19 protein-coding genes are annotated in these 22,019 nt (G+C 60.1%); 15 read left to right on the forward strand and 4 right to left on the reverse strand.

From position 1 onward, the window contains the following. A partial coding sequence (locus tag K6U75_14590) for a hypothetical protein (GenBank protein ID MCL6476269.1) occupies nt 1-1,744 on the forward strand: 1,744 nt, incomplete at its 5' end. Nucleotides 1,745-1,768: 24 nt separating this feature from the next. Further along, nucleotides 1,769-2,890, forward strand: a complete 1,122-nt coding sequence (locus K6U75_14595) for a hypothetical protein (protein ID MCL6476270.1) — start codon at nt 1,769-1,771, stop codon at nt 2,888-2,890. Nucleotides 2,891-3,071: 181 nt separating this feature from the next. Here the strand turns inward: K6U75_14595 and K6U75_14600 are convergent, their stop codons facing one another. Next, nucleotides 3,072-3,494: a hypothetical protein gene (locus K6U75_14600; GenBank protein ID MCL6476271.1), complete on the reverse strand. Its 423-nt coding sequence runs from the start codon at nt 3,492-3,494 to the stop codon at nt 3,072-3,074. A gap of 70 nt (nt 3,495-3,564) precedes the next feature. On the opposite strand from K6U75_14600, the gene K6U75_14605 reads away from it, so the two are divergent. The 3 genes from K6U75_14605 to K6U75_14615 all read left to right on the forward strand — a co-directional run bounded on the left by K6U75_14605 (nt 3,565) and on the right by K6U75_14615 (nt 6,761). Beyond that, nucleotides 3,565-4,611, forward strand: a complete 1,047-nt coding sequence (locus K6U75_14605) for a hypothetical protein (GenBank protein MCL6476272.1) — start codon at nt 3,565-3,567, stop codon at nt 4,609-4,611. Continuing rightward, nucleotides 4,568-5,335, forward strand: a complete 768-nt coding sequence (locus K6U75_14610; protein ID MCL6476273.1) for a site-specific DNA-methyltransferase — start codon at nt 4,568-4,570, stop codon at nt 5,333-5,335. Before K6U75_14605 ends, K6U75_14610 begins: the two co-directional genes overlap by 44 nt. A gap of 61 nt (nt 5,336-5,396) precedes the next feature. After that, on the forward strand, nt 5,397-6,761 hold the full coding sequence (locus K6U75_14615; protein MCL6476274.1) for an MFS transporter: 1,365 nt from the start codon (nt 5,397-5,399) through the stop codon (nt 6,759-6,761). Here the strand turns inward: K6U75_14615 and K6U75_14620 are convergent. From K6U75_14620 to K6U75_14630, 3 genes are all read right to left on the reverse strand, one after another. After that, nucleotides 6,749-7,567 carry an energy-coupling factor ABC transporter ATP-binding protein gene (locus tag K6U75_14620; GenBank protein ID MCL6476275.1) on the reverse strand — a complete coding sequence of 273 codons (819 nt, stop codon included), beginning with the start codon at nt 7,565-7,567 and terminating at the stop codon, nt 6,749-6,751. The two genes, K6U75_14615 and K6U75_14620, sit on opposite strands and share 13 nt — an antisense overlap. After that, nucleotides 7,557-9,485, reverse strand: coding sequence for a cobalt transporter CbiM (gene cbiM / locus K6U75_14625; GenBank protein ID MCL6476276.1), 1,929 nt, complete (start codon nt 9,483-9,485; stop codon nt 7,557-7,559). The genes K6U75_14620 and cbiM overlap by 11 nt, the downstream gene beginning before the upstream one ends. Nucleotides 9,486-9,566: 81 nt before the next feature. Next, on the reverse strand, nt 9,567-10,484 hold the full coding sequence (locus K6U75_14630) for a DUF4380 domain-containing protein (GenBank protein MCL6476277.1): 918 nt from the start codon (nt 10,482-10,484) through the stop codon (nt 9,567-9,569). Between the two features lie 364 nt (nt 10,485-10,848). Between K6U75_14630 and K6U75_14635 the strand changes: the two genes are divergently transcribed. From K6U75_14635 to K6U75_14680, 10 genes are all read left to right on the forward strand, one after another. Continuing rightward, nucleotides 10,849-11,199: a prepilin-type N-terminal cleavage/methylation domain-containing protein gene (locus K6U75_14635; protein MCL6476278.1), complete on the forward strand. Its 351-nt coding sequence runs from the start codon at nt 10,849-10,851 to the stop codon at nt 11,197-11,199. Between the two features lie 126 nt (nt 11,200-11,325). After that, nucleotides 11,326-11,691 carry a prepilin-type N-terminal cleavage/methylation domain-containing protein gene (locus tag K6U75_14640; GenBank protein MCL6476279.1) on the forward strand — a complete coding sequence of 122 codons (366 nt, stop codon included), beginning with the start codon at nt 11,326-11,328 and terminating at the stop codon, nt 11,689-11,691. Between the two features lie 11 nt (nt 11,692-11,702). Then, nucleotides 11,703-12,146 (forward strand): prepilin-type N-terminal cleavage/methylation domain-containing protein, encoded by a 444-nt coding sequence (locus K6U75_14645; GenBank protein MCL6476280.1) that lies wholly within the window; start codon nt 11,703-11,705, stop codon nt 12,144-12,146. Nucleotides 12,147-12,161: 15 nt separating this feature from the next. After that, nucleotides 12,162-12,680, forward strand: coding sequence for a type II secretion system GspH family protein (locus K6U75_14650; GenBank protein MCL6476281.1), 519 nt, complete (start codon nt 12,162-12,164; stop codon nt 12,678-12,680). A 13-nt stretch (nt 12,681-12,693) separates the two neighbouring features. Then, nucleotides 12,694-14,490 (forward strand): hypothetical protein, encoded by a 1,797-nt coding sequence (locus K6U75_14655; GenBank protein MCL6476282.1) that lies wholly within the window; start codon nt 12,694-12,696, stop codon nt 14,488-14,490. Then, nucleotides 14,487-14,942 (forward strand): hypothetical protein, encoded by a 456-nt coding sequence (locus K6U75_14660; protein ID MCL6476283.1) that lies wholly within the window; start codon nt 14,487-14,489, stop codon nt 14,940-14,942. The genes K6U75_14655 and K6U75_14660 overlap by 4 nt, the downstream gene beginning before the upstream one ends. Before the next feature lie 208 nt (nt 14,943-15,150). Beyond that, nucleotides 15,151-15,849: a rhomboid family intramembrane serine protease gene (locus tag K6U75_14665; GenBank protein ID MCL6476284.1), complete on the forward strand. Its 699-nt coding sequence runs from the start codon at nt 15,151-15,153 to the stop codon at nt 15,847-15,849. Nucleotides 15,850-16,020: 171 nt separating this feature from the next. Continuing rightward, nucleotides 16,021-17,973 (forward strand): DUF5693 family protein, encoded by a 1,953-nt coding sequence (locus K6U75_14670; GenBank protein MCL6476285.1) that lies wholly within the window; start codon nt 16,021-16,023, stop codon nt 17,971-17,973. Beyond that, nucleotides 17,970-19,058, forward strand: coding sequence for a polysaccharide pyruvyl transferase CsaB (gene csaB / locus K6U75_14675; protein MCL6476286.1), 1,089 nt, complete (start codon nt 17,970-17,972; stop codon nt 19,056-19,058). The genes K6U75_14670 and csaB overlap by 4 nt, the downstream gene beginning before the upstream one ends. Beyond that, entirely contained in the window at nt 18,994-21,987 is a 2,994-nt protein-coding gene (locus K6U75_14680) for a hypothetical protein (protein ID MCL6476287.1), read from the forward strand. Before csaB ends, K6U75_14680 begins: the two co-directional genes overlap by 65 nt. Nucleotides 21,988-22,019 lie beyond the last annotated feature (32 nt).

Below are 22,019 nucleotides of genomic sequence, written 5' to 3' on the forward strand. Positions count from 1 at the left end.
CGGGATATACCTGTATCGGCTTTCGGCAGAGGCGCGTGTGCCTACCCTGCCAGACAGGGATAGCAACCGGTCGGATTACCTGTCCTTGCGCTACATGTCACAGCCTGGAGAAGCACAGTACAGAGGAGTGCAGGGTTCCGAGGCACAGTTTCTGATCCGCTACCACATCGCCAGCAATCACCCTGCCAGCGAAGGCAAGGTGGTGGTTTTTGACCCCGACCTGAACCCAATCCATGAGCGCACACTCACGGGCGATGACCTGAACCCAGCCGACCACATCGTGGTGGTCTCTGTTCCGGTAGACAGGCTGTCCAAGCCCGGCAAATACCTCTTCTTGATATGCGTTAAGGACAATCATGCGGACGTAGACCGTTCTCACCGCAGGCTATGGGCATTGCCCCTTACCCTCACGTTTGCATACAAGCAGGTCAAGTTAACCGACCCACCGCTGGTAGAGGGTTCTCCCATGCTGTTTCGTGGCTTGCCCATGCCCTGCCCGGTGCTCATCAAAGGCGAGGTGTTACCAAGCGAGCAGGGTGTGCGTCCTAATATTGTCCTGACCGTGGAGAAGGGTTATCTGGATGAGAACGACGTCTGGCACGTGGTGGAGGAGGAGCGTCCGGTGCCTGAAACGGAACTGGTTGACGAGGACGTGTGGTGGGAATGGCGGGACTATGAGGCTAGAATTGGAGTATGGCGGTTTCGCATGGTATGGAACCAGCGTTTGCCGCGCACGCAGTTTTCGCCGTACCTCGAGCGTTACCGGATGCGGGCGTATGCCCTGTGCAACCGTTCGGACAGCACTGCAGTGGCAGACTTTCGGGTGATGAGCATGGCGAAGCCGATAAACTGTCCCATCACCTCCGACTACACGGAGGGAAACCGCCCGCTGCCGGAAATGACCGTCAGCGTATACATTGACGATGACCCGAGCAAAGAGATCCCCATCATTGTGGAACCCGGTGGGGGGTCTCACCTCGGAATCGACTACGCGCGAACAGACGGCGGCTCGACGGTCGGGATGCCGGTCAACAGCGCAGAAGCCGGCAGGGTGTGGGACAGAGCACCAACACTGCCACCTTCTGGGTTGGTGGTCATAGAGAACCCACGCGACAGAGACGTACGAAGTGAAATCTGGGAAGCGGCGAACCCACTCATTGAGCAGGGACGCCGGGTGCAGGTACGCTGTTTTCTTCCAGATGACGATGCGCTCATTTTCGGCGAGCACACATACATCGGTGCTCATCGCCTTGTGGAGCACGGGTGGGTCAACCTCAAGCTAAAGAATATAGAGGGCTCCTCAATAAAAGAACAGTATGAGCGAGACCAGGTGACATCCGCATACGGACACACTCTGGAGAACCCGCCGGGTCTGCCTCCAAGTGGTTCGCAAGTGGACATCTCTACCCCGATTACAGTGGTGCGTGACCTCTATGTTGCCGACCCGGGCTATCCCCACGAGTCTCTCCAGCTCTCTTTAGGTTATGTAGAGTTCCGAGACGCGATTTTGCTTTTGGAATACTGGGTAGGAAATACATGGGATTTTGCAGAGGACTGGATAGTAACCGTGCGCGTGCCGTCCTTTATGGGTCCCCATCTCCATTTTGAGGTAAGGGAAGCAAGAAAGCAGGACCGTCGGGGCAACGACAACCGATGGGTAGACGCGGATGGTGACGGGGTCATCCGACCATGGGGTCAATGGAACCCCCATCACTATCTGCGTCTGCCGTACGGAGGACGATAACAACGGATAAGGAGGAGGTTTGCGATGCGACTCTTCAACAGATTGCTCTGCATTGGCGCGCTGAGCCTGATGGTGACCACTGCGGGATGGACGGAGCCTGACCTGGGCAAGTTCGACGCGAAACTGCTGAGCGGAAACTGGGAACAGGACATTCCTCTCATCCTGCCTGCCTGGGAAGGAACCGCAGATGAAGGTCGTCAGATCCGAAAAGCGCAACAACAGACCGGGAATACGCTTTGGCCGGGAAGCCTATACACCCATATCGTGCGCAATCCCCATGTGGACCCCAATCTCATCTACGGGTTACTGTACCCGCATCCCGAGATCAAGCCGAAGTTTGTGCGACCGGCTCACGAGCGAGCGGGCGACGCGATGCTTTCCGGTCGCGTGGATGCCCCCAATGTGTACGCCGGGGTGCGCAAACGCTTCCGATGGAAGTTCCCCGGCGCGACACGCCGGCAAGACTTAGAGGAGCGAGAAGAGGTGCTTTGGGTGTGGAAACCCGAAGGGTGGGGCTTTGTCGCTGAGACATACTGTGAGGGCAGACTGAACGACAGGTATAAAGCCGTTCTGCTCTGGCAGGAACCGGAGGGGAGCCGGCGGATGCGGTATCGGGTCGCCTGTCTGGATGCGGAGTGGGGTGAGCGGTGGATTGCGCCGTTGCCGGTGTGGGAGGCGGTGGAACATCTGGAAACGGTGACGGGCAAGCAGATAGCCCCCCTTTGGGAGAAACATGAGAAGCAGTATAGAAGGCTCCGCTTCTGGCTGAGTGTGACTCGGGACGGCAGTCGCGTGCTGGTGGTGGCTTGCGCCTTCAATGACGACTGGGAGCACTCGCTGCTGTTCGTGTATGATGGGGAGGGGAGACTGCTTCGGACGCGCGCCTTGCCTGCGTATTGCAATGGGATTGAGCGTGGCGGTGCGGATAATCTTTTCGTCTTGGGTTTGGAGAAAAAGCCTTCCGGTGACTTTAGACCAATGGCTATCCAGCTTCTGGACAGGGATGGCAACGTGCTGGGGCGTTTTGCACGTAAGCCGGGCGAAAAACGGTCTCCGCCGGTGGGCCTCAGCACGGACGAGATTGCGTGGGATAGCAGGTCTACCGCGTACTACCGCTTGCCCAAGCCGGGTTCCCGCGCCTATTAAGCGGACGGCGACGCGTGGCGCAAGAACGCGAGGTGAGGGCATCGGTGACCTCGTGGAGGGCGCAGTCTCCCGCTGTGCTGAAAAAACATCTTCGTGCTGCTCGGGAGGTTGGATGGGAACGGTTTACCCAGAGCATTGCCCGTCAGGCTCGCTGCAAGATCCCACCTTCCCACCCTGTGATTCAGTCCTGAACAGGCTCAAAAATCAGTTGTCCGTCGGCAATCCGCAGGTAATATGCCTCCACTGCAATGCCCGGGTGTTCTTCTTGTAGAAACCGCATGGCTGTACGGAGGTCTTCCACCTGCCTGTTCACCGTTTGTGCCGGAGTGAGTCGTAATTGCTCGTAAAACCCACACTGCTGATGCGCGATAAGGATGACTCGCTGAATGTCGTGCGCCTCTATCAGGAAGCCGATGTGGCGTCGCGCGATATGGTTCTCCCATACCGTCAAAACGTCCAGATGAAGCCACGCTGCGCCGCCCGGCACGACGAATCGGTCAAACCACTCCTCGCCCAGGGTCTGCTGAATAAACTGCTCACAGGCAGGGGCGAAACGCCCATCCGAACAGCAGATAGCCAGCGTGTGCGCGAATTCTGCCCTCATTGGTTGTCCCACAGGAAAAGTGACGCCTTATCGCGAATCGCATATCCAATCCTCGCTTCAGGAGATGATGATGACTTCGCGAGAACGGGTGTTGGCTGCCATCGAGTTTCGCGGTCCCGACCGCGTACCCTTTCAACATGCCGTGTTTCCGGGTGCGTTCTGGCGACACGGGCAGAAGCTGGTGGACTTGTTGAACGCGCGCCCCGACGACTTTGGGGCAAGGAACTTCACCATACCGCCAGAACCGCAGCTGGAAGGCGATATCGAGGAATACGTGGACCAGTGGGGCTGCCGCTGGCAGCGGCGTAAGGGCTACACGGCTGGGGAAGTTAAAGAGGCACCCCTCAAAAGCTGGGACCAGCTGCGCGACTACCAGTTCCCCCCCGTGCCCGACGACAGCGTGTTTGAGGACATCGCCCGACGCCTGCGATCGCCCGAATGCGACTGGTTCCGTGTGGGCGGAGGCGGCACGTTGTTCGAGCAGATGCAGTGGCTGCGCACCAGCGAGCAGCTGTTTCTTGACCTCGCGGAAGAGCCGGAGGCACTGCACGAACTGGCAGACCGCCTCGTGGAGTGGAACCTGCAGCACATCCGCAAGTGGCTGAAAGCAGGCGTAGACGGCATCGGCTTTGCGGACGACTGGGGTGCGCAGGACAGACTGCTCATCAGCCCGCGCCAGTGGCGAACCTTTTTCAAGCCGCGTTACGCCCGCATGTTCGAGCCGATTAAGGACGCAGGCAAGAAGATATTCTTCCACACCGACGGCTGGACGGTAGACATTTGGGATGACCTCATCGGGATAGGGGTAGATGTGCTGAACCCGCAACACCCATTAATGCCGCGCCAGCTGCTGGAGGAGAAACTGGCGGGCAAAGTCTGCGTGCGCTCCGATTTAGACCGGCAGTATATCATCCCCTTCGGCACGCCGGAGCAGGTGCGACAACATGTGAAGGAGACGGTAGAACTGTTCGGGCGGTTCAACGGCGGGTTGATTCTGCACGGCGAAATCGGTCCCGACGTGCCGTGGGAGAACATCGTGGCGATGTATGAGGCGTTTGAGGAGTTCGGGCGGTATGGTGATAGAACCCAACCACATCTACCTGATGGACTGTTGTGAGGGCATGAAGCAGATGGCGGACGGTAGTGTAGACCTCATCGTCACCGACCCGCCTTTTGCCATTGACTTCCGCGCCCGCCGCAGCAACTACAACCGCACGCAAGACCGTGTACTGGACGGCTATAACGAGATCCCGCAGGAGGAGTATTACACCTTCACCCTTGCCTGGATGCAAGAGGCGTACCGTGTGCTGAAGGATTCGGGCAGTATGTATGTCTTCTCCGGGTGGAACAACCTGCGCGACATCCTGAACGCCCTGCACGAGACCGGCTTCATCACCGTCAACCATATTATCTGGAAATACCAGTTCGGTGTCTATACCAGGCGAAGGTTCGTGACCTCGCACTACCATTGTCTCTATGTGTGCAAAGATGACCGGTTGCGTCGGTTCTACCCCGATTGCCGCTTCCCTGCCACCCGCACTAGAGACGGTAACCCGCGTTATCGCGACATGGAGGATGTGTGGGTTATCCCGCGCGAGTACTGGAACGGTGATATCAAGACGCCCACCAAGCTGCCTGCGGAGCTGGTGCGCAAAATCCTGCAATACTCTTCGGTAGAGGGCGATGTGGTGCTGGACCCGTTCCTGGGATCAGGGCAGGTTGCTGTAGTAGCCCAGCAGATGGGCAGGCGATACATTGGCTTTGAGATTGTGCCGGAATATTACCAGTTCGCCAAACAGCGTCTGGAACAGCAGATGTATCGCCTACGTGCCAGCTGGTAACAGGAAAATCGCCCTCTGACCGCACAATAGATGAGCATACATCCTGCAGGAGAAGCGGAACATGCCGAATGAGAAACGCGCTGTGCTGATTGCCGCCGGTTTATCCTCGTTTCTCACACCTTTTATGGGCAGCGCGCTCAACGTGGCTATCCCCGTGATTGGCAGACAGATGCACGCCACCGCCGTCACGATGAGCTGGGTTATCTCAGCGTATCTGCTCACCTCGGCGGTGTTTTTACTGCCGTTCGGGCGACTGGCGGACATGCTGGGCAGAAAGAGGGTATTCCTGATGGGCGTCGCTCTGTTCGGGCTTTCCTCCCTGTTGTGCGCCGTCAGCTCGTCTATCGAGATACTCATCGCCAGCCGCGCGATACAGGGAATAGCAGGGGCGATGGTATTTGGCACAGCGGTTTCGTTGATTACCTCGGCAATACCGCCCGGCGAGCGTGGTAAGGCGCTGGGAATCAACACCGCAACGGTATACGTGGGACTGTCGGTAGGTCCCGCAGTCGGCGGTTTTCTCACGCAGACCCTCAGCTGGCGCGCCATCTTCGTCATAGTGGCGGCACTGGCGGGAATAACGTGGCTGTATGCACAGCGTATCCGCAGCGAATGGTCACCGGCGCAGGGAGAACGCTTTGATACGGCAGGCGCAGTACTCTACTGCCTCGCGCTAACGCTTCTGCTGAGCGCGGCGAGCTGGAGACACACGGGCATAGCGCTGGCGGGCATGGCGGTTTTGTTGCTGGTTGTCTTCGCAGTGCGCGAAGCCCGCGAAGAGCACCCTCTGCTGGACCTGCACCTGTTTCGCAACAGCACGGTATTTACCTTTTCCACACTCGCCGCCCTGTTAAACTATGGCGCCACCTTCAGCATCGGCTATCTGCTGTCGCTGTACCTTCAGACCATCCGGGGCTTCACACCTCAGGAGGCAGGACTGCTCTTGCTGATACAACCGGTGGTACAGGCGGGATTCTCTCCGCTGGCAGGGGCACTGTCAGACCGCCATGAGCCGCGCATGGTGGCATCGGTGGGGATGTTGCTCACCACCTTCTGTCTGCTGGCGTATGCATCCATGCCCTACCGTGCAAACCTCGCGTTCCTGGTGACGGTGCTGGCAGCGTCCGGGCTGGGATTCGCGCTGTTCTCCTCGCCGAACGTCAACGCCATCGTGAGCGCGGTCAGCGGTACGCGCTATGGGGTTGCCTCATCGGTGGTGAGCACGGCTCGGATGCTGGGACAGAGCTTGAGTATGGCAATGATTGTGCTCATCTTCACGCTAACCATGCACGGCTTACCGCTCTCGCCCAGCTATGGAGAGGAGCTGTTTCGCAGTATGCGCGTGGCGTTTGCGGTGTCCACTGTACTCAGCCTGCTCGGGGTGTTTGCCTCGCTGGCGCGAGGCAGGATGCATCATTCTTCATGATGATGCTCGTGGGCGTGCAGATGGGTATGCACGATTTCCCCGTGCGCGTGCGGATGCTCGTGCAGCAATCCTGCCTCTATTAACAGTGACTCGTTCGCCAGCGCGTCGTGTACGGTCAGGTCTGCCAACACCTGGTGTGTTTCGGAGAGAATAAGTACCCGATCTGCCAGCTCCGGCAACACGTGCAGGTTGTGGGTGGCAATCAGCAGGGTCTTACCGGCTTCGTGCAGCTGCTTCAGCGTGTCCACCAGCCAGACCTGCATCCGCGGGTCCAGCCCGGCGACCGGTTCGTCCATTAGCAGCACTTCCGGATTCATGCTCAGCACGCAAGCGATAGCGACCTTTCGCTTCTCCCCACCGCTGAGGCGGAACGGCGCACGCTCGGCCAGATGCGCAATCCCCAGCAGGTTCAGGGTGTCTGTCACGCGCCTTTGCACCTCCGTTTCGCTCATGCCCAGCTGTCGTGGCGCGAAGGCGACCTCGTCCCACACGGTGGCGTTGAACAGCTGCGCATCCGCGTCCTGAAACACAAAGCCCACCCTCTGGCGGAACTTGCGCCCGAAGACCGCATCCTGCAGATTGCGCTCGGTCAGCGGCGTGCCCAGAAAGCGGATTTCACCGCCAGTTGGCTCCAGTAACCCGTCCAGCAGACGCAGCAGGGTGGACTTGCCGCTGCCGTTGACGCCCAGGATAGCAATGCGCTCTTCGCGCCGCACGCGGAAGGACACATCCTTCAACGCGGGCGTCCCATCCGGGTAGACGAAACTCACCGAGTCGCACTCATACAGCAGCTCTTTAGCCTGCATACCAGCCTCCTATCCAGTATCCACTTGCCAGCCACAACGCGACAAGCATCAGCCACAGGGTATCGCGCCATTTCCACCGTCGCGGGTACGCCACCCGCAGGTCGCCGTCGAAGCCGCGCGAACGCATCGCCAGATAGACCTCTTCGTGAAGTGTCGCGCTTTTGGCGAACAGCACCGCTGCGCCCGTTCCTGCGTAGGCTCGCACACCCTGCGCCGTTGGCGCACCGACCTGTCGACTGCGTCGCGCCAGCACCATCTCCGCCAGTGTGTCGACAAGAGTGAACAGATAGCGATAGGTCAGCGTGAGCGCGGTAACCATCAGTCGGGGCACGCGCAAACTGCGCAGACTGTGCAGCAGCAGGTGCCAGCGTGTGGTCAAACTCCACAGCAAGGCAACGGTGATTGCCGCACTCAGCCGCAGTAGCAACAGCACAGCAGCATTCAACCCCGCATCGCTGACCGCCAGCGCACGCCAGCCGAACGGTTGCCAGACCACCTGCCCTGGGGTGACGGCGTTCAGGCTCAGCGGCACAGCCAGCACCAGCCCAAAGAGCACGGTGGCTGCCAGGATACGCAAGATGAACGTGCGCAACGGCAGGCGTGATACTGTTGCCAGAAGCGTGCTACCCACAAGCACGAAGAAAAGCAGTGCAGGGTGCCTTGTCAGGGAGATAGCGACCAACGCCCCAAGAGCTGCCAGAGTCTTCGCCAGCGGATGCAGGCTCTGCAGGTAGCCGGAAGCACGTGCCCAGTGCTCGGCGGCGATGGTGTTTGCCACCGCCTCCCGCAGGTTCAGCAGGGTGCGCTCGAGCCAGCGTCCTCGTGTCTGCCTCGCCGGCGAGGTGACAGTGGTGTCCGGCTCACGCCGGCTGAGCCAGTCGGGCAGCGCGTTGCGCGGTTTCCCTCCGGCGGTAACCTCCGCCGGTACAGGCACAGGTTTGCGCACCAGTGCGCGCGCCGCCAGGGCAGTCAGGGTCGCCCCAAAAAGCGCGGAGAAGATGTAACCCGCTACCTCCCAGCCTCTGCCCTCACGCCCGGGCAGGGCGTAATCGGGGATGAGTGGACGCAGCACCCCCTCGCTGAAGCGGACAACACCAGCAGGCACGTAGCCGATAAGTTCTCGCAACGTCTCCTCGTCCCACTCGCCCCACGCCGAGCCGGTGGCAATCAGCCCCAGCGGCGTCAGCAACAGTAGCACCAGAAATACCGCCCACAGGCGAATCGGCTTATCGGGGCGGACGACGGTGCGGCGGGTGACCAGCTCCGGAAAGTTGCGCCACAGATACGCCAGCGCAGCGATGGTGACCACTGCCTCCACCGGCGCGGCAACAAGCAGGTAGATATGCACCATGGCAGGCACGGAAACGTTCATACCGAACGGAAAATACAGCGCGCGTCCGGCGGTATCCTGAGCAATCAGCGGCTGCAAACCCAGCATCACCCCTGTGCTGGCTGCGGATAGCACCGAGCCCACGTACGCGCCCACCCCCGCCGCGATGAGCGCACGTCGGCTGCCCACCTCTGCCTGTCCCGCCAGCAGGCGGTATGTGCCGTAGCCCGCGAACGCGGCGACAAAACCCATGTTGAAGGTGTTCGCCCCCAGAGCCAGAATCCCGCCGTCTCCGAAAAAGATAGCTTGCACCGCCAAAGCCAGGGTTACTGCCAGCAGCGCTGCCCACGGACCCAGCAGTATCGCCAGCAGAGTCGCCCCAACCGCGTGCGCGGTGGTACCTCCCACTGCGGGCACGTTGAACATCTGTATCGTAAAGCAGAACGCTGCGCCCAGCGACAGCAGGGGAACCTGCCGCGCCGACAGCGCATTTGCCGTGCGCCTCACCGCCAGCGTCCACAGGGGCAACATCGCACCGGCGGTTACCGCGTGCGTCGCGGGGCTGAGATAGGCATCTGGAATGTGCATGGTATCTCCGGAAGGCTCAAAGACCTGCGTCCAACATGGTACCTGATGCCCTCACCCGATTGTCAAGCGCATGCTGCAATGCTACGCCTGTTGCGTCTGTGTCAGCAGCGCAGGCAGCACCGCGTCTATCTGTTCGTCACTTTCACCCACCTCCACCCCACGCCACAGATACCAGTGTTCCTCGTGCGCGACCGACTCGCCCGGTCGCAGAGTCACCAGACCGCCGAGGCTCTCTACCTCCAGCATCCGGTGGTTGGTGAAGAACTCGCAGTTGCAGCCGAAGTCTGGATAGTGCGCCCGGGGGTCGTAAGGAAAGCGTTTCAGGAACACGCGGTCGCCGTTCACATACGCTGCCCAGCCCAGTGTGTTCAGCGCGCCAAACTTCTGCGGGTACTGCGCGTGAGTGTCCTGTCGCAACTGCACATATCGCCTGCCCCAGCGCCAGCGTGGGTCGCTCATGTCGGTGTAACCCCACAGCACCAGCGGTCGCACGGGCAGCAGGAAGTCAGGGTGTGGTCGGTATGGCTCCTGCGGTACAATCACCCTGCCCCCCGGCGCCATCACCGTCAACGCCCACGGCGCCAGCGTTACCTCCCAGACGTTATGATTGGTAATCCGATGGATGACGTGCACGTGGTTGCGCTGGGGATTCAGCCAGATGCGCATCGATTTCTGGATGCCGGTGCCCGCTTCTATCGGCGCGGTGACGCGCAACCCCTCGCCCTCCTGCGCCCATTCCACTGGCAGGTTGTCGGGATGTTTGGTGCGCTCCACCACTTCAGGGGCAATCCACAACCGATGTCCACCGTAGGCGCGGTACTCGTCGCCGCCGGTCAAGCCCATCTGTTCGGGGTACTCCACGAACTCGTTCCCCCCGCCGATAAAGCCGAAGCGAATCACGCGCGGACCCACCTCCGCGGTAACAATCAGCTCCACCTCGTTGTTGGTCAGACGCAGGCATTTTTGCCAGCCGCCATAGGGGATAACCTCTACTTTCATCGCCTTCCCTCGCATTCTTCCGATTTTGCTCCTATCCTTTCCACGTGCATCGTGAGGTTCCTGCCGAAGTGCCCGTCTAACCGTACCTAACCCCCCAGCCCCCTCCCTGCAAGGGAAGGGAGTGAGGTCATCAAACTACCCCTCTCCCGCAGCGTCGGGAGAGGGGACGGGGGTGAGGGCATCAAACAACCCCCTCCCGCAGCGTCGGGAGAGGGGACGGGGGTGAGGGCATCAAACTCCCCTCTCCCGCAGCGTCGGGAGAGGGGACGGGGGTGAGGGCAAAAACCCGCAATTTTCATGTGAAATCCCCCTCCACCGCATGGAAGAACCTCTGTGAAATCCCTTTCAGGAGGTGTTTCCGAAGATGTTCAACCTGATCCGAAAGGCACGCGCCGAGCGAGGCTTCACCCTCGTGGAGATTATGATCGTCGTGCTGATTATCGGCATCCTGCTCGCCATCGCCGTGCCCAACTTCGTGCGGGCGCGCGAGAGCAGCCGCGCCAGAGCGTGCGTGTCCAACCTGAAGCAGATCGATGCTGCCAAAGAGCAGTGGGCAATGGACAACAACAGGTCGGATGGCGCTGCGTGCGCGATGACTGACCTTGTGCCGAACTACATTAAGTCCACGCCGACCTGCCCGTCTGGTGGTACCTACACGGTGGGCAACGTGGGCACGAACCCCACCTGCAGCATTGGTGGCGCACACAGCCTGTAGTCGGAACGCGGATTCACATTCGTGCAGCCGATGGGGTCTTACCCTGCACCGTCCCATCGGCTTTGTTTTAGAGAAAGAGAGAAGATGGTTCGCGCCAGCATGTTCAGGACGACGGAGGTGGTAGCCATGCGTACTCGCCAGAAGGGATTTACCCTCGTAGAAATCATGATTGTGGTGCTGATTATCGGTATCCTGCTCGCCATAGCGGTGCCGAACTATGTACAGGCGCGCGAGAGCAGCCGGCGCAGGTCGTGCGTGGGGACGCTGCTGCGCATCGACATCGCCAAACAGCAGTGGGCGATGGATAACAATAAGGAACCCAATGATACCCCCACGTGGAGCGACATCGTGGGACCCGACAAATACATCAAGGGCAATCCTGCCACCTTCCCCGCCAGCACCTGCCCTTCCGGCGGAACTTACACGATGAACGACGTCAGCACGCCGCCAAAGTGTTCCATGGAAGCGACGGCGGGACATAAGCTGTGGTAAGGAGGCACACCATGCGAAGACGACAACGTGCCTTTACCCTGGCGGAGGTGGTGCTGTCCATCTTCCTGCTGGGTGTGGTGGCGGTGGTATTTGGCGCGCTGTTCCCCACTGGTCAGCGGCTCAGCGGCAGCGCAAAGTGGCGTGCGGCGGCGCTGGCACTGGCGGAACGGCGCATGGAAGCCATCAAGTTCATCGGCTACGGTAACCTGACGTACGAACGATTGCGCGCGTATGGTCTGATCGACGCCAGCCCCAACACCTCCCCCTTCTCGTTCACCAACACCGATAACGCCACGCGCGAAAGCCCAGCCCGCATGCTTCCGAACGGACAGGGGCAGATTGTGGTGGAAGACGTGGCGTGGGACGTCAGACGGGTGATTGTGCGGGTGATCTGGCGTGAACTAAATGGAAGAACCAATCGGGTAGAGCTGCGCACGCTGGTGCCAAATCTGTAGAGGGAGGATGCCCTGATGACAATCGTTACGTCTCCTTCCATCCGAAAACGTCGTGGTATCACGCTGGTGGAGCTGCTGGTCGCCAGCGGCGTCATGCTGATTCTGGTCATGGCGCTGATGCCGGTGCTGAGTACTTCGGCGCGGGCGTGGCACCGAAACTCGCAGGATACCACACTGATGATGGATGCTACCCTCGCCATGCGGCGGATAACCAGTGAGCTGCGCCGCGCCAGGTCGGTTACCGTTAGCGGCTCGAATACCCAGGTCAGCTACGTCCTTCCCAACGGTGCGAGCGGCTTTTTTGGGTTGAGTTACAACACGTTGAAATGGCACCCTGCAGAGGGCACAGCAGATACCATCGACCTGCTGACCACCGTCAGCAACACCGACCCTGAGACAGGGAACCCCTACCCGCTGTTCGAGCGGGGAGCAAACGGACGAACCATCACCATACGCCTGTATGTCCAGCGTCAAACGCCAGCAGGCGTACGTTACCAAAGGTTGCAGGAGCTGGTCGTTTTGCGCAACCAGTAAGGGGGTGAGAGTCATGAGAAAACGGACTGCTCAACGTTATCAACGGGCGACCGCGCTGGTGACCTCGCTGGTGGTGCTATTCATGTCCTTTGGACTGGGGACGGCACTGTTGAGCCTCTCCACCGGCGGGTTGCGCCACATAGCGCGAGAGGAACAGGCATTGCGCACCCTCTACGCTGCAGAAGCAGGCCTGGAGTTTAAGAAGATGCAGGTCTGGAAGATGTTCAAGGTGGAGCAGGATTTCGACAACTTCGTGCCCTGGGAGCTGGCGTCACCGACCAACCCGATGGCGACCGTCGGCGGTGACCTGGGAGATGGATTGCGCTACTCCTGCGGCATCGTGGGACAGCAAATCAACAGTAACTTCAGCCGCGAGCTCACCTTTCGTGCGGTAGGCTGGCTGGACCAGGATAACGATGCTCAGCTGGATGCAGGAGAATACCGCACCGTGCTCGAGCAGACCATCGAGTTCACGCTGGAGCGCTCGCAGGTGTTTGACTACGCCTATTTCGCCAACAACTACGGATGGATGTACGGCTTCGGCGCGAACGACCTGATCGTCAACGGCGACATGCGCGCCAACGGTAACTTCGACTTCAGCGGCGGCACTCCCACCATCAACGGCAGCGTCTACGCCAGCGCGAACAATAAACTGATTCCCCCTGCAGAGGGAATCGTCAATATCACTCCGACGCAGTGGAGCAACAGTTATTATAACAGCCAGAACAACCCGCGCGCACGCCAAGCATACGACCCTACCCGTCACGGCGCAAAAGGCTCCGAAACCTACGAGCAGTGGCGTGACCTCATCTATGACCAGAACGCGAGTATCGTCAACAACCGCGTGTCGGGCGCAGTGGTATCAGACGCGCGAGGTACCAAAACCTACAGTGGCACCGTGCTTGACCCTGCACCGAACAAGGAGCTACCCTTACCAGACCTGGACGACATCAGCCGCTACATCTCGCTATCCCAGAACTACGTCGACCAGAGGCAGACCTTTGCCGACGGCACACCGAACCCGAACTACGGGCAGGAGGCGTACGTAGAAGTCTGGAACAGCAGCCAGAACCGCTATGTACGTCTGTCCACCAACGGCGTGGTGAACGGCTCTGGCGTGCTCATCGGCACCAGCGACAGACCTATCCGCATTCATGGTCCGGTGACCTTCACGGGGGACGTGGTGATTAAGGGGTTTGTCGAGGGTCAGGGCACGCTCTACGCCGGGCGCAACGTGCATATCGTGGGCAGTGTGCGCTACAAGAACCCGCCGGACTTTCGCGGTACCGATCCCGCTGCTATTGAACAGCGAAACGAGAAGCGGGATATTCTGGGGCTGGCGGCGCGGGGAAGCGTCATTATGGGTAACGTGAAAAACTTCGGGTACTATCCACTGAACTACATGAGACCGCCCTTTACCAAACCGCGTTACGACGAGTACGGCAACCTGATACCTGCCTTCGACGCCACGCAAGTGGACGAATACGGCAGAAAGCGGTATCAGTCGCTGTACAGCGATGTTTACATCGCGAGTATCGCAGAGAACATCAACCAGATCGACGCCATCATGTTCACCAACTTCGTGGGCGGGGGTAACATCGCCACCGGCGGCGGCGGTTGCACCATCAACGGCTCTATCATCTGCAAGGACGAGGCGATGGTACTGTATAGCCTGCCGTTGCGCCTGAATTACGACAACCGCATCCGCGATAAAGGTCCCGGTACGCGACCGCTCATCGATATCGACCTACCCCGTGCTCCGAAGATGGTACCCAAACTGTGGCAGGTGCTTTCAGGAGGTGCAGGATGATGAAAACATGGCAAATCCTTATCGCGTGTGTATGCACAGGTCTGCTGGCGGTGCCAGTGCTGGCTATCGGTTTTGACCAGCGCGGCGCGCAGGAGGCGGCTGGGCTAAGCCGTGAGTTCGATGATGCCACTCGCCTGAAGCAGTTACAGGAAGCCCCCGAGCTGCCTCCTCCTCCGCTGGTCACCGTACCCAAGCCGACACCCAGTCCCGAAACAGAGGCAAACGTCAACGCCGACCCTTCCGCCTTGCTACAGACGAGTCAGCAAATGTCTGGCGAGCAGGCAAAACAGGCGCTTCGTCAAGCCGAGCGCCAGCTCCAGCGGGAACGCCGGGGTGGCTTCTGGCACACTGCGTGGCGGTTTGCTTTGTGGAGCGGCATCGGCATGGTGATGGCGTGGGGAGTGTGGAACTGGATGGTGCGCCGCGCTTCCGAAGGCTTGAAAGGTGTGTAAAAAAACGGGCGTGCCTGGCGCACGCCCTACCCTTCATTTAGATGCTGCTCGTGGTCCCTCTTGCTATTACGGTACCAGGAATGCTTAAACGTTTCAAAAGTTTAGACGCACAAATACCGGAAAAAGTTCATTTTCGTTATATGTTTACACGCCTGCCGAATTTGGGTATACTGGACTCAACAAACCACGAGATGGATGGCTTGGTACCGTGATCCCACTGGGTGATGAGAATCCAACACGGTCCTTTCCGGCCGTGACCGTCGCGCTGATCATCGCGAACGTGCTCGTGTTTCTGTACGACAAGCTGATTGGTTTCGGCGCGCCCGAGGCTCTCATCGAATACGCGATGATCCCCTGTACCATTTCCGGACAGTGCGAGTATCAGGTGCCACCGATTACACCCCACTGGCTGACTATCTTCACTTCGATGTTTTTACATGCTGGTATCCTGCATCTGGGCGGGAACATGCTCTATCTCTGGATTTTCGGCAACAATGTGGAGGACGCTTTAGGGCATTTTCAGTTCCTGTTCTGGTATCTGGTATGGGGTGTGGCGGCGGCTTTGGCGCATGTGGTGATTAACGCGGCATCCCCCATCCCCACTGTAGGAGCAAGTGGCGCAATAGCCGGCGCGCTGGGGGCATACTTCGTGCTGTTCCCCGCCGCGCGCATCCGGGTGCTGGTCATCTTTTTCTTCATTATTGACGTGATAGCCGTGCCTGCTTTCATTCTTCTAGGACTCTGGTTCCTGATGCAATTCCAGTTCCAGCCCGGCGTAGCGACGATGGCTCACGCCGGCGGCTTCGTAGCAGGCGCAGCCACTGTTTTTGCTCTGGGACGAAACAGGATCCTGCGACGGCTGCGCCGTCCATATGGGTATTACCGCTCGCTTCCTCAAGACTTCTGAGACGTTGTCGTTTTACAAGGTATCCGCACGCCTTTTGCCGAAATGGGCAACGCTCAATCCTTGTGCCAAACAGTGTGCCTTTTGTCATGCTGAGCGCCAACGAGGCATCTCAGCGGTCTCACAGAGATTCCTCGTTTCGCGCAGAATGACAGAGGAGGAGGTATTTGCAGGATGTTTCATCGGATGGGCTGGCTGCTGGTTGCAGTGGGAACTATTGTCTCGTTGCTGGCGTTTGTGGCGCGCTGGCGAGCAGAGGTATTGAACAAGCGTGTCGCAATCGCGCTGGATGGAGAACAGTTGATGCAGGTCAGCGCGGACATCGGTACAGGTTTATCGCAAATTCTGCAACAGATGAAAAAAGCGGGGGCAACGGCGGTTGCACTCAATGAACAAACAGTGGAAGACCTTTTCCGCTCTGGTCAATTGAGCTGGGAGCTGTATCCGAAGTTTCCTTCACCCATCGTGCGCGCGGCATCGGCGGAGGTAGTGGAACGGCTGCGACGTTCTGCAGGAGCCCTCCAGACGACACCCTCCCTGTGGCGGACGGTATACACCCCTTCGCGCAAAAAACTGCTGGACACCCTCCGGGCAAGCAAAGGTGTGCTGGTCTACGCATATACCGATACAGGTGGTGCGGTCGGGTTCTCTGTACCGGTTTCTCCGTCCAACTTTGCACAAATACGTTTGGGGATAGACCCGATGCTGGCTAAGCAGGTCTCGGCGGCAGGGCTGTTCGTCATAGCACGGGTGAGCAACAGCCCGGCCTGTACCCCCTTGCGCATTCAACGGTCGCTGGCGGAGGTCAGGCGAGCAGGCGCAAAGGCGGTGATTTTCAGTGGGGACGAGGTGCTGGGTTTCCGTGCGTTGTTGCCACTGACAGCGCAAACGATGCGGCAACATGGCCTTTTATACGGTTCCGTAGAGTTTGGCAAGCAAAAGGGCGATGAGCGACTGACTCGCTTAATGTTAGACCGCGTGGTGCGGGTGCACAGCGTCACCGCCGCCGAGATGGCCACCCTCAGCCCCGCCGACTTGCTGGAACGCTTTACCCGTGCCGTGCGGGAACGCAACATCCGTCTGTGCTACGTGCGCCTGCCCAGCAGCATCGAGGAGCAGCCTCTGCAGGGGATGGCGAGGTTCCTGGCGCAGCTGCGCCTTTCCCTGCAACAGGCAGGTTACCGTGTCGGCGAACCCCGCCCCTTTACCGACCCGAAGGTACCCGCCTGGATATGGTGGCTAAGCGGTGGCTCTGCTCTGACGGCAGGGGTGCTATTGCTGGAGAGGCTGTTTGGGCGGCAACACTCGGCGTGGCTGGCTGTGGCGGCTTTCGCCGCCGGGCTGGTACTGGCTTATGCTGGTGGGGAGACAGGACGTAAAGCCTGTGCCCTTGCGGCGGCTGTAGCCTTTCCTTCACTGGGCTTTGTGCTGGTGGATGTGTTCAAGCGCGGTCGCTTGCCTGTCTCGCACGCGCTCGCTACGTTCGCCTGGTTGACGCTTTTCAGCCTGGTAGGCGGTCTGCACGTGGTGGCTTTACTGGCTTCTCTGCCTTTCATGGTGAAAGCGAACCAGTTCGCAGGCATCAAGCCGGCACACCTGCTGCCGGTGCTGGTGGTGGGCTGGGCGTATGCGCTGGACACAGTGAATGCCACTTCTTTTGCGGATGCCCGTGAGCGCATCCGGCGGCGATGGAGACAAATCACGGGCTATCCGGTCACGGTGGGACTGGTGGTAGCGGTGCTGCTGGCTCTGGGATTGCTGGCGCTGGTGCTGATGCGCACGGGCAACGAGCCGGGCATTGGCGTTTCTGCTATCGAGATGAAGATGCGCGAGACGTTAGAGCGATACCTGCTGGCGCGCCCCCGCACCAAAGAGTTTCTGGTGGGCCATCCTGCGCTGGTGCTGGCGTTGGCGATGTCGGCGGCAGGCATCGGGCGGAGGGCGTGGATTCCGCTCCTGCTGGTCGGGGTTATCGGGCAGGCATCGGTGGTCAACACCCTGTGCCACATCCATACGCCGCTGGCTCTTTCTCTGCCGCGTATCTTGCTGGGATGGCTGCTGGGTGCTATAATAGGAACGCTGGCGTTCGTGGCAATACGCTGGTGGACGAAGCGGGTGCAAGCATGAGCCGGCAGGGCATCCTCGCCTGCGGATACTACGGTTTCGCGAACCTGGGGGACGAAGCCGTTCTGGCAGGACTGGTGCATGGCTTGAGACAGGCGGGGTACACGGATTCGGTCACCGTGATGAGCGCGGACCCGGCACACACCCGGCGTGAACACGGGATGGAAGCTATCCCCCGAACCAGCCTGCGGGAGGTCTGGCGCACGATGCGCAGTTCCCTGCTATTCGTGCTGGGCGGTGGAAGCCTGATTCAGGATGTCACCAGCGCGCGTTCCGTCGTCTATTATCTGGGGATGCATACGCTGGCGCGGCGTGCCAGGTGTCGCATCGCGTGGGTTGGACAGGGTATCGGTCCCCTGCGACGGGGCTGGGCGCGACAGTGGACGGCTCGTGCAGCGCGACAGGCAGATGCTGTGGTGGTGCGCGACCCCGCCTCGGCGCAACTGCTGCAGGCGATGGGGATATCGCAGGTACAGGTGGGGGCAGACCTCTCTTTCCTGCTGCCCGAAGCCGATACAGAAAATGGGTGGAAGCTTTTGCAACGATTTGGCGTCGAAAAGAATGATGTAGTGATAGCGATGGTGCCGCGCCGGTGGGCAGGTGGACAGGTAGCGGTGGCGTCTCTGTTTCAATCGCTTGGCCGATTTGCCGTTAAGCAATGCCAGGCGCGAGCGGTGCTTTTGCCGATGCAGGTATCGCGCGACGGGGAGTTGATACAGGAGATAGCCTCGGCTGTGCCAGAAGCGATAGCAATGGTCGAGCCGCTTTCGGTGCGCGAGGTCAGGGATGTGCTGGCGTGTTGTCGGGCGGTGGTTGGGGTGCGGTTGCACGCGCTGATGCTGGCGGCGGCGTCGGGCGTGCCCGCCCTGGCTATCAGTTACGACCCCAAGGTGCGCGCTTTTTGGGAGCCTGTGGAGCCCAAGCATGTGGTGGAAGTAGCCGATGTGAATGAACACGTTTTGCAACAACGCCTTGCCGAAGTATGGGAGCAGCAGCACACTTTACGCGAACGAGTGACAGCGTATGCCTCCCGGCAGCGCGAACTGGCACGGCGCAACATCGATGCACTGCTGGGGCTGGCGTCGTGAGGTGGACAGGTCGATGCAGCGGCTGACCCTGCTGAGCGTTTTATGGTGCTGGGCGTCGGCGATGTGTCTGGCGTTTCCGCTGGACGAGCCGCCGGCGCAGATTTCGATAGACGACTTACGCGAAGCGCAGCGGCCGTCGCTGTTCAACAAGCGCGTCAAGCCCGCGCGGATAGAGGAGCTGTTGCGTACGCCAACCGAAAACCAGCCCCCAACCCTTCCACAAAGCGCGTCTCCGCCTGCCAATCGCCCTGCGCCCACACCGCCAGCGGAAGAGCCGAAGCAGTCCACCATCACCGTACAGCGCAGACCCGTGGAAGAGAAACGCCGCCCCAAAGACCCCTTCCGCGCCATTTCGGAAGAGTTCAACCGCAAGATACAGTTGAGCGGCAGCAAGAAAATCGGATTCCACATTGCGCGGGTCAGCGGCGACCGCAACGCCTATCGAGACTCCTATTACTTCGGACAGGGCGGCAGACCCGTTACCGACTTCACCGAGCTCTCCATCATCGGTACCAAAGTGTTCGATATGTTTAATTTCAACTGGCGATTGACCAACACTCCCTTCGGCACGCCGCAAGACCGTCGTCTCTCCATCAACTATGAGCGCAACGGCACGCGCGTCGATCTGGGCGACATCACCGCCGCGCTGGGGGGCAATGAGCTGGTATCGTTCAACAAGACCCTGCGGGGTATCCACGTCAGCACGCGACTCAACCCGTCCATCCCCCTGAAGGTCAGCGGTATCTACAGCGAGACCCGCGCCACCGCCCGCACCAGCGTTATCTACGGCAACGATAGCGGCGGCCCCTACTACCTGAACGCCAGCCAGATTCTGGACGGCTCGGAGCGGGTGCGCGTCGACGGGCGCGAGATGGTGCGCGGCAGAGACTACGAAATCGACTACTTCACCGGGTTGCTGACCTTCAAGGAGGGCATTATCATTCCTCGCACCTCGACGATTCTAGTGAGCTTTGAGGCGGAAGGTTATAATGAACCTTCGGGCAAGCTGTCGGGTTGGCGGGTAGAGGCTCCCCTCGGCTCATTGAATCTGGGTGTGATTGCCTTGCGTCAGGACGCACGCTCGTCCACCGGACTGCGCACCAAGACCGAACGGTTCTACGGTTACGGCAACCCGCTGTCACCATACGAGCTGCAGTATCCTGTTGAGGCGGGCAGTGCAGTTATCGCCACAGTCGATGGCGTGCCCCAGCAACAGGGCTCCAAACGCGGGGAAGGCGACTTCTTCGTGGACCCCGATATCCCCTATCGCATCTACTTCAACCGCGCCATCCCCGCCACCAGCATTATCAGCGTCACCTACATCCCACGCCTGACGGGTAACGCCACACTCGGTTCGCGGCGCGTGACGGGCTATGACCTGAACTGGCAGCTGGGCAAACTGGGCAGTATCGGCTTTTACGCTGCCCGCAGCAGCGCGGAGCGCGGAGCCAGCACGCAGGAAGGACAGGGCAGGATGCTCAACGCCACGCTGAATCTGGGCAAGCTGCGCTGGACCACCCTGTGGCGCGACATCGACCCCGATTTCGTCACCGTGGAGAGCGTGGGGTTCCGACGGCAGGAAAAGGGATACAGCCACTCTCTCGAGTACGTTGGCGACCAGAGGCTGAACGCGCGGCTGACCATTGACCGGATGCAGGTGCCCGACTACATCGGCAGCTACCTCGGCGGCTCGCAAGGCACGGGCAGCGCGTCGGTCAACAACACCTCCTTCGATGCTACTCTGAACCTGCCCAACGCGCCACAGGTGCGTATTTCATGGCTGAACCAGCGCAACAACTCCGGCAGCTACGGCTCCAGCGAGAACCAGAGCCGCAACATCAGCCTGACGCACAAGGTCGGAAGCGTCTCCCTCAGTCTCGACCTGTTGAGCACCCGCGCCAGCAGCATCAGTACCTTCACTACCGGAGGCAACCCCGCCACGAACACCTACAGCAGCTCCAGCGACACGCTTCGCCTCACCTGGAGCTGGAACCAGTCCGAGCGGCTGGCGTTCAACGGCGTTCTCGCTCGGGGGCGCACCCGCTCCGCCACCAGCAGCAACAACGCGCAGGACATCAGCGTGGGCGTACGATGGATACCCGCGAAGAATCTGAACCTCAACTACCAGTTTGCGGTGCGCGATTCGGGCACGCTTTCCAGCTCAGGGAGCTTCCTCGGCGGTAATCTGGGCGGCTCGTTCATCGGCCCGGGCGGCTATCAGTCGGGCTGGGGCATGGGCTACGGCGCGGGCGGCAACTACAGTGGCGGCTACTACAACCCCATTCCCAGCGGACTCACCTACGCCAGTATCGGGGTGAAAAGCCGATCCCACAACCTTACGGTCAACTACACTCCCAGCGACAACCTGTCTGTTGACCTCAGCATCATGCAGCAGCTGAGCGCGGGCGATAACCTCACCAATACGAATATGAACGGTTTCAACCTGGGCGTGAACTATCGCCTCTCCGACAAGACCAGCGTCGCACTCAACCTCACACGCCAGAACGTCAACTACATCGGCGGCAACGACGGCGCGAAGACCGACATCGCCTACTTCACCCTGCGCACCGAGCTGACGCGCAAACTGATACTGAACCTGCAGGCGCAGCGGATGCTCTCCTCCAGCCTCTTCTCGCTGGGCGGCAGCGGACAACGCCAGGACCAGAAGATGCTGGCATACTCGCTGCGGCTGGAGTATCCCTTCGCCCCGCGCCAGAGCGCGTTTCTGGAGCACCGCTTCTCAGACGTGCAGGGCTTCTTCGGCAGCGTCGACCGCGACAGCGCGCTGGGTTACGAATACGAAATCAACCGCTACTTCGCCTTCACCCTCAGCATCCGCCTGCAGGAGCGATCCAACCGCGACCCCCAGTACACCAACTACAACTACAAAGCCTTCACCCTCGACGCAGACATCAGCGCACGATTCTGAGGTTTTTTCGTCCCTTTGCACGCGCTTTTCAC

It is taken from the genome of Bacillota bacterium (genome assembly GCA_023511455.1).
GTDB lineage: Bacteria > Armatimonadota > HRBIN16 > HRBIN16 > HRBIN16 > HRBIN16.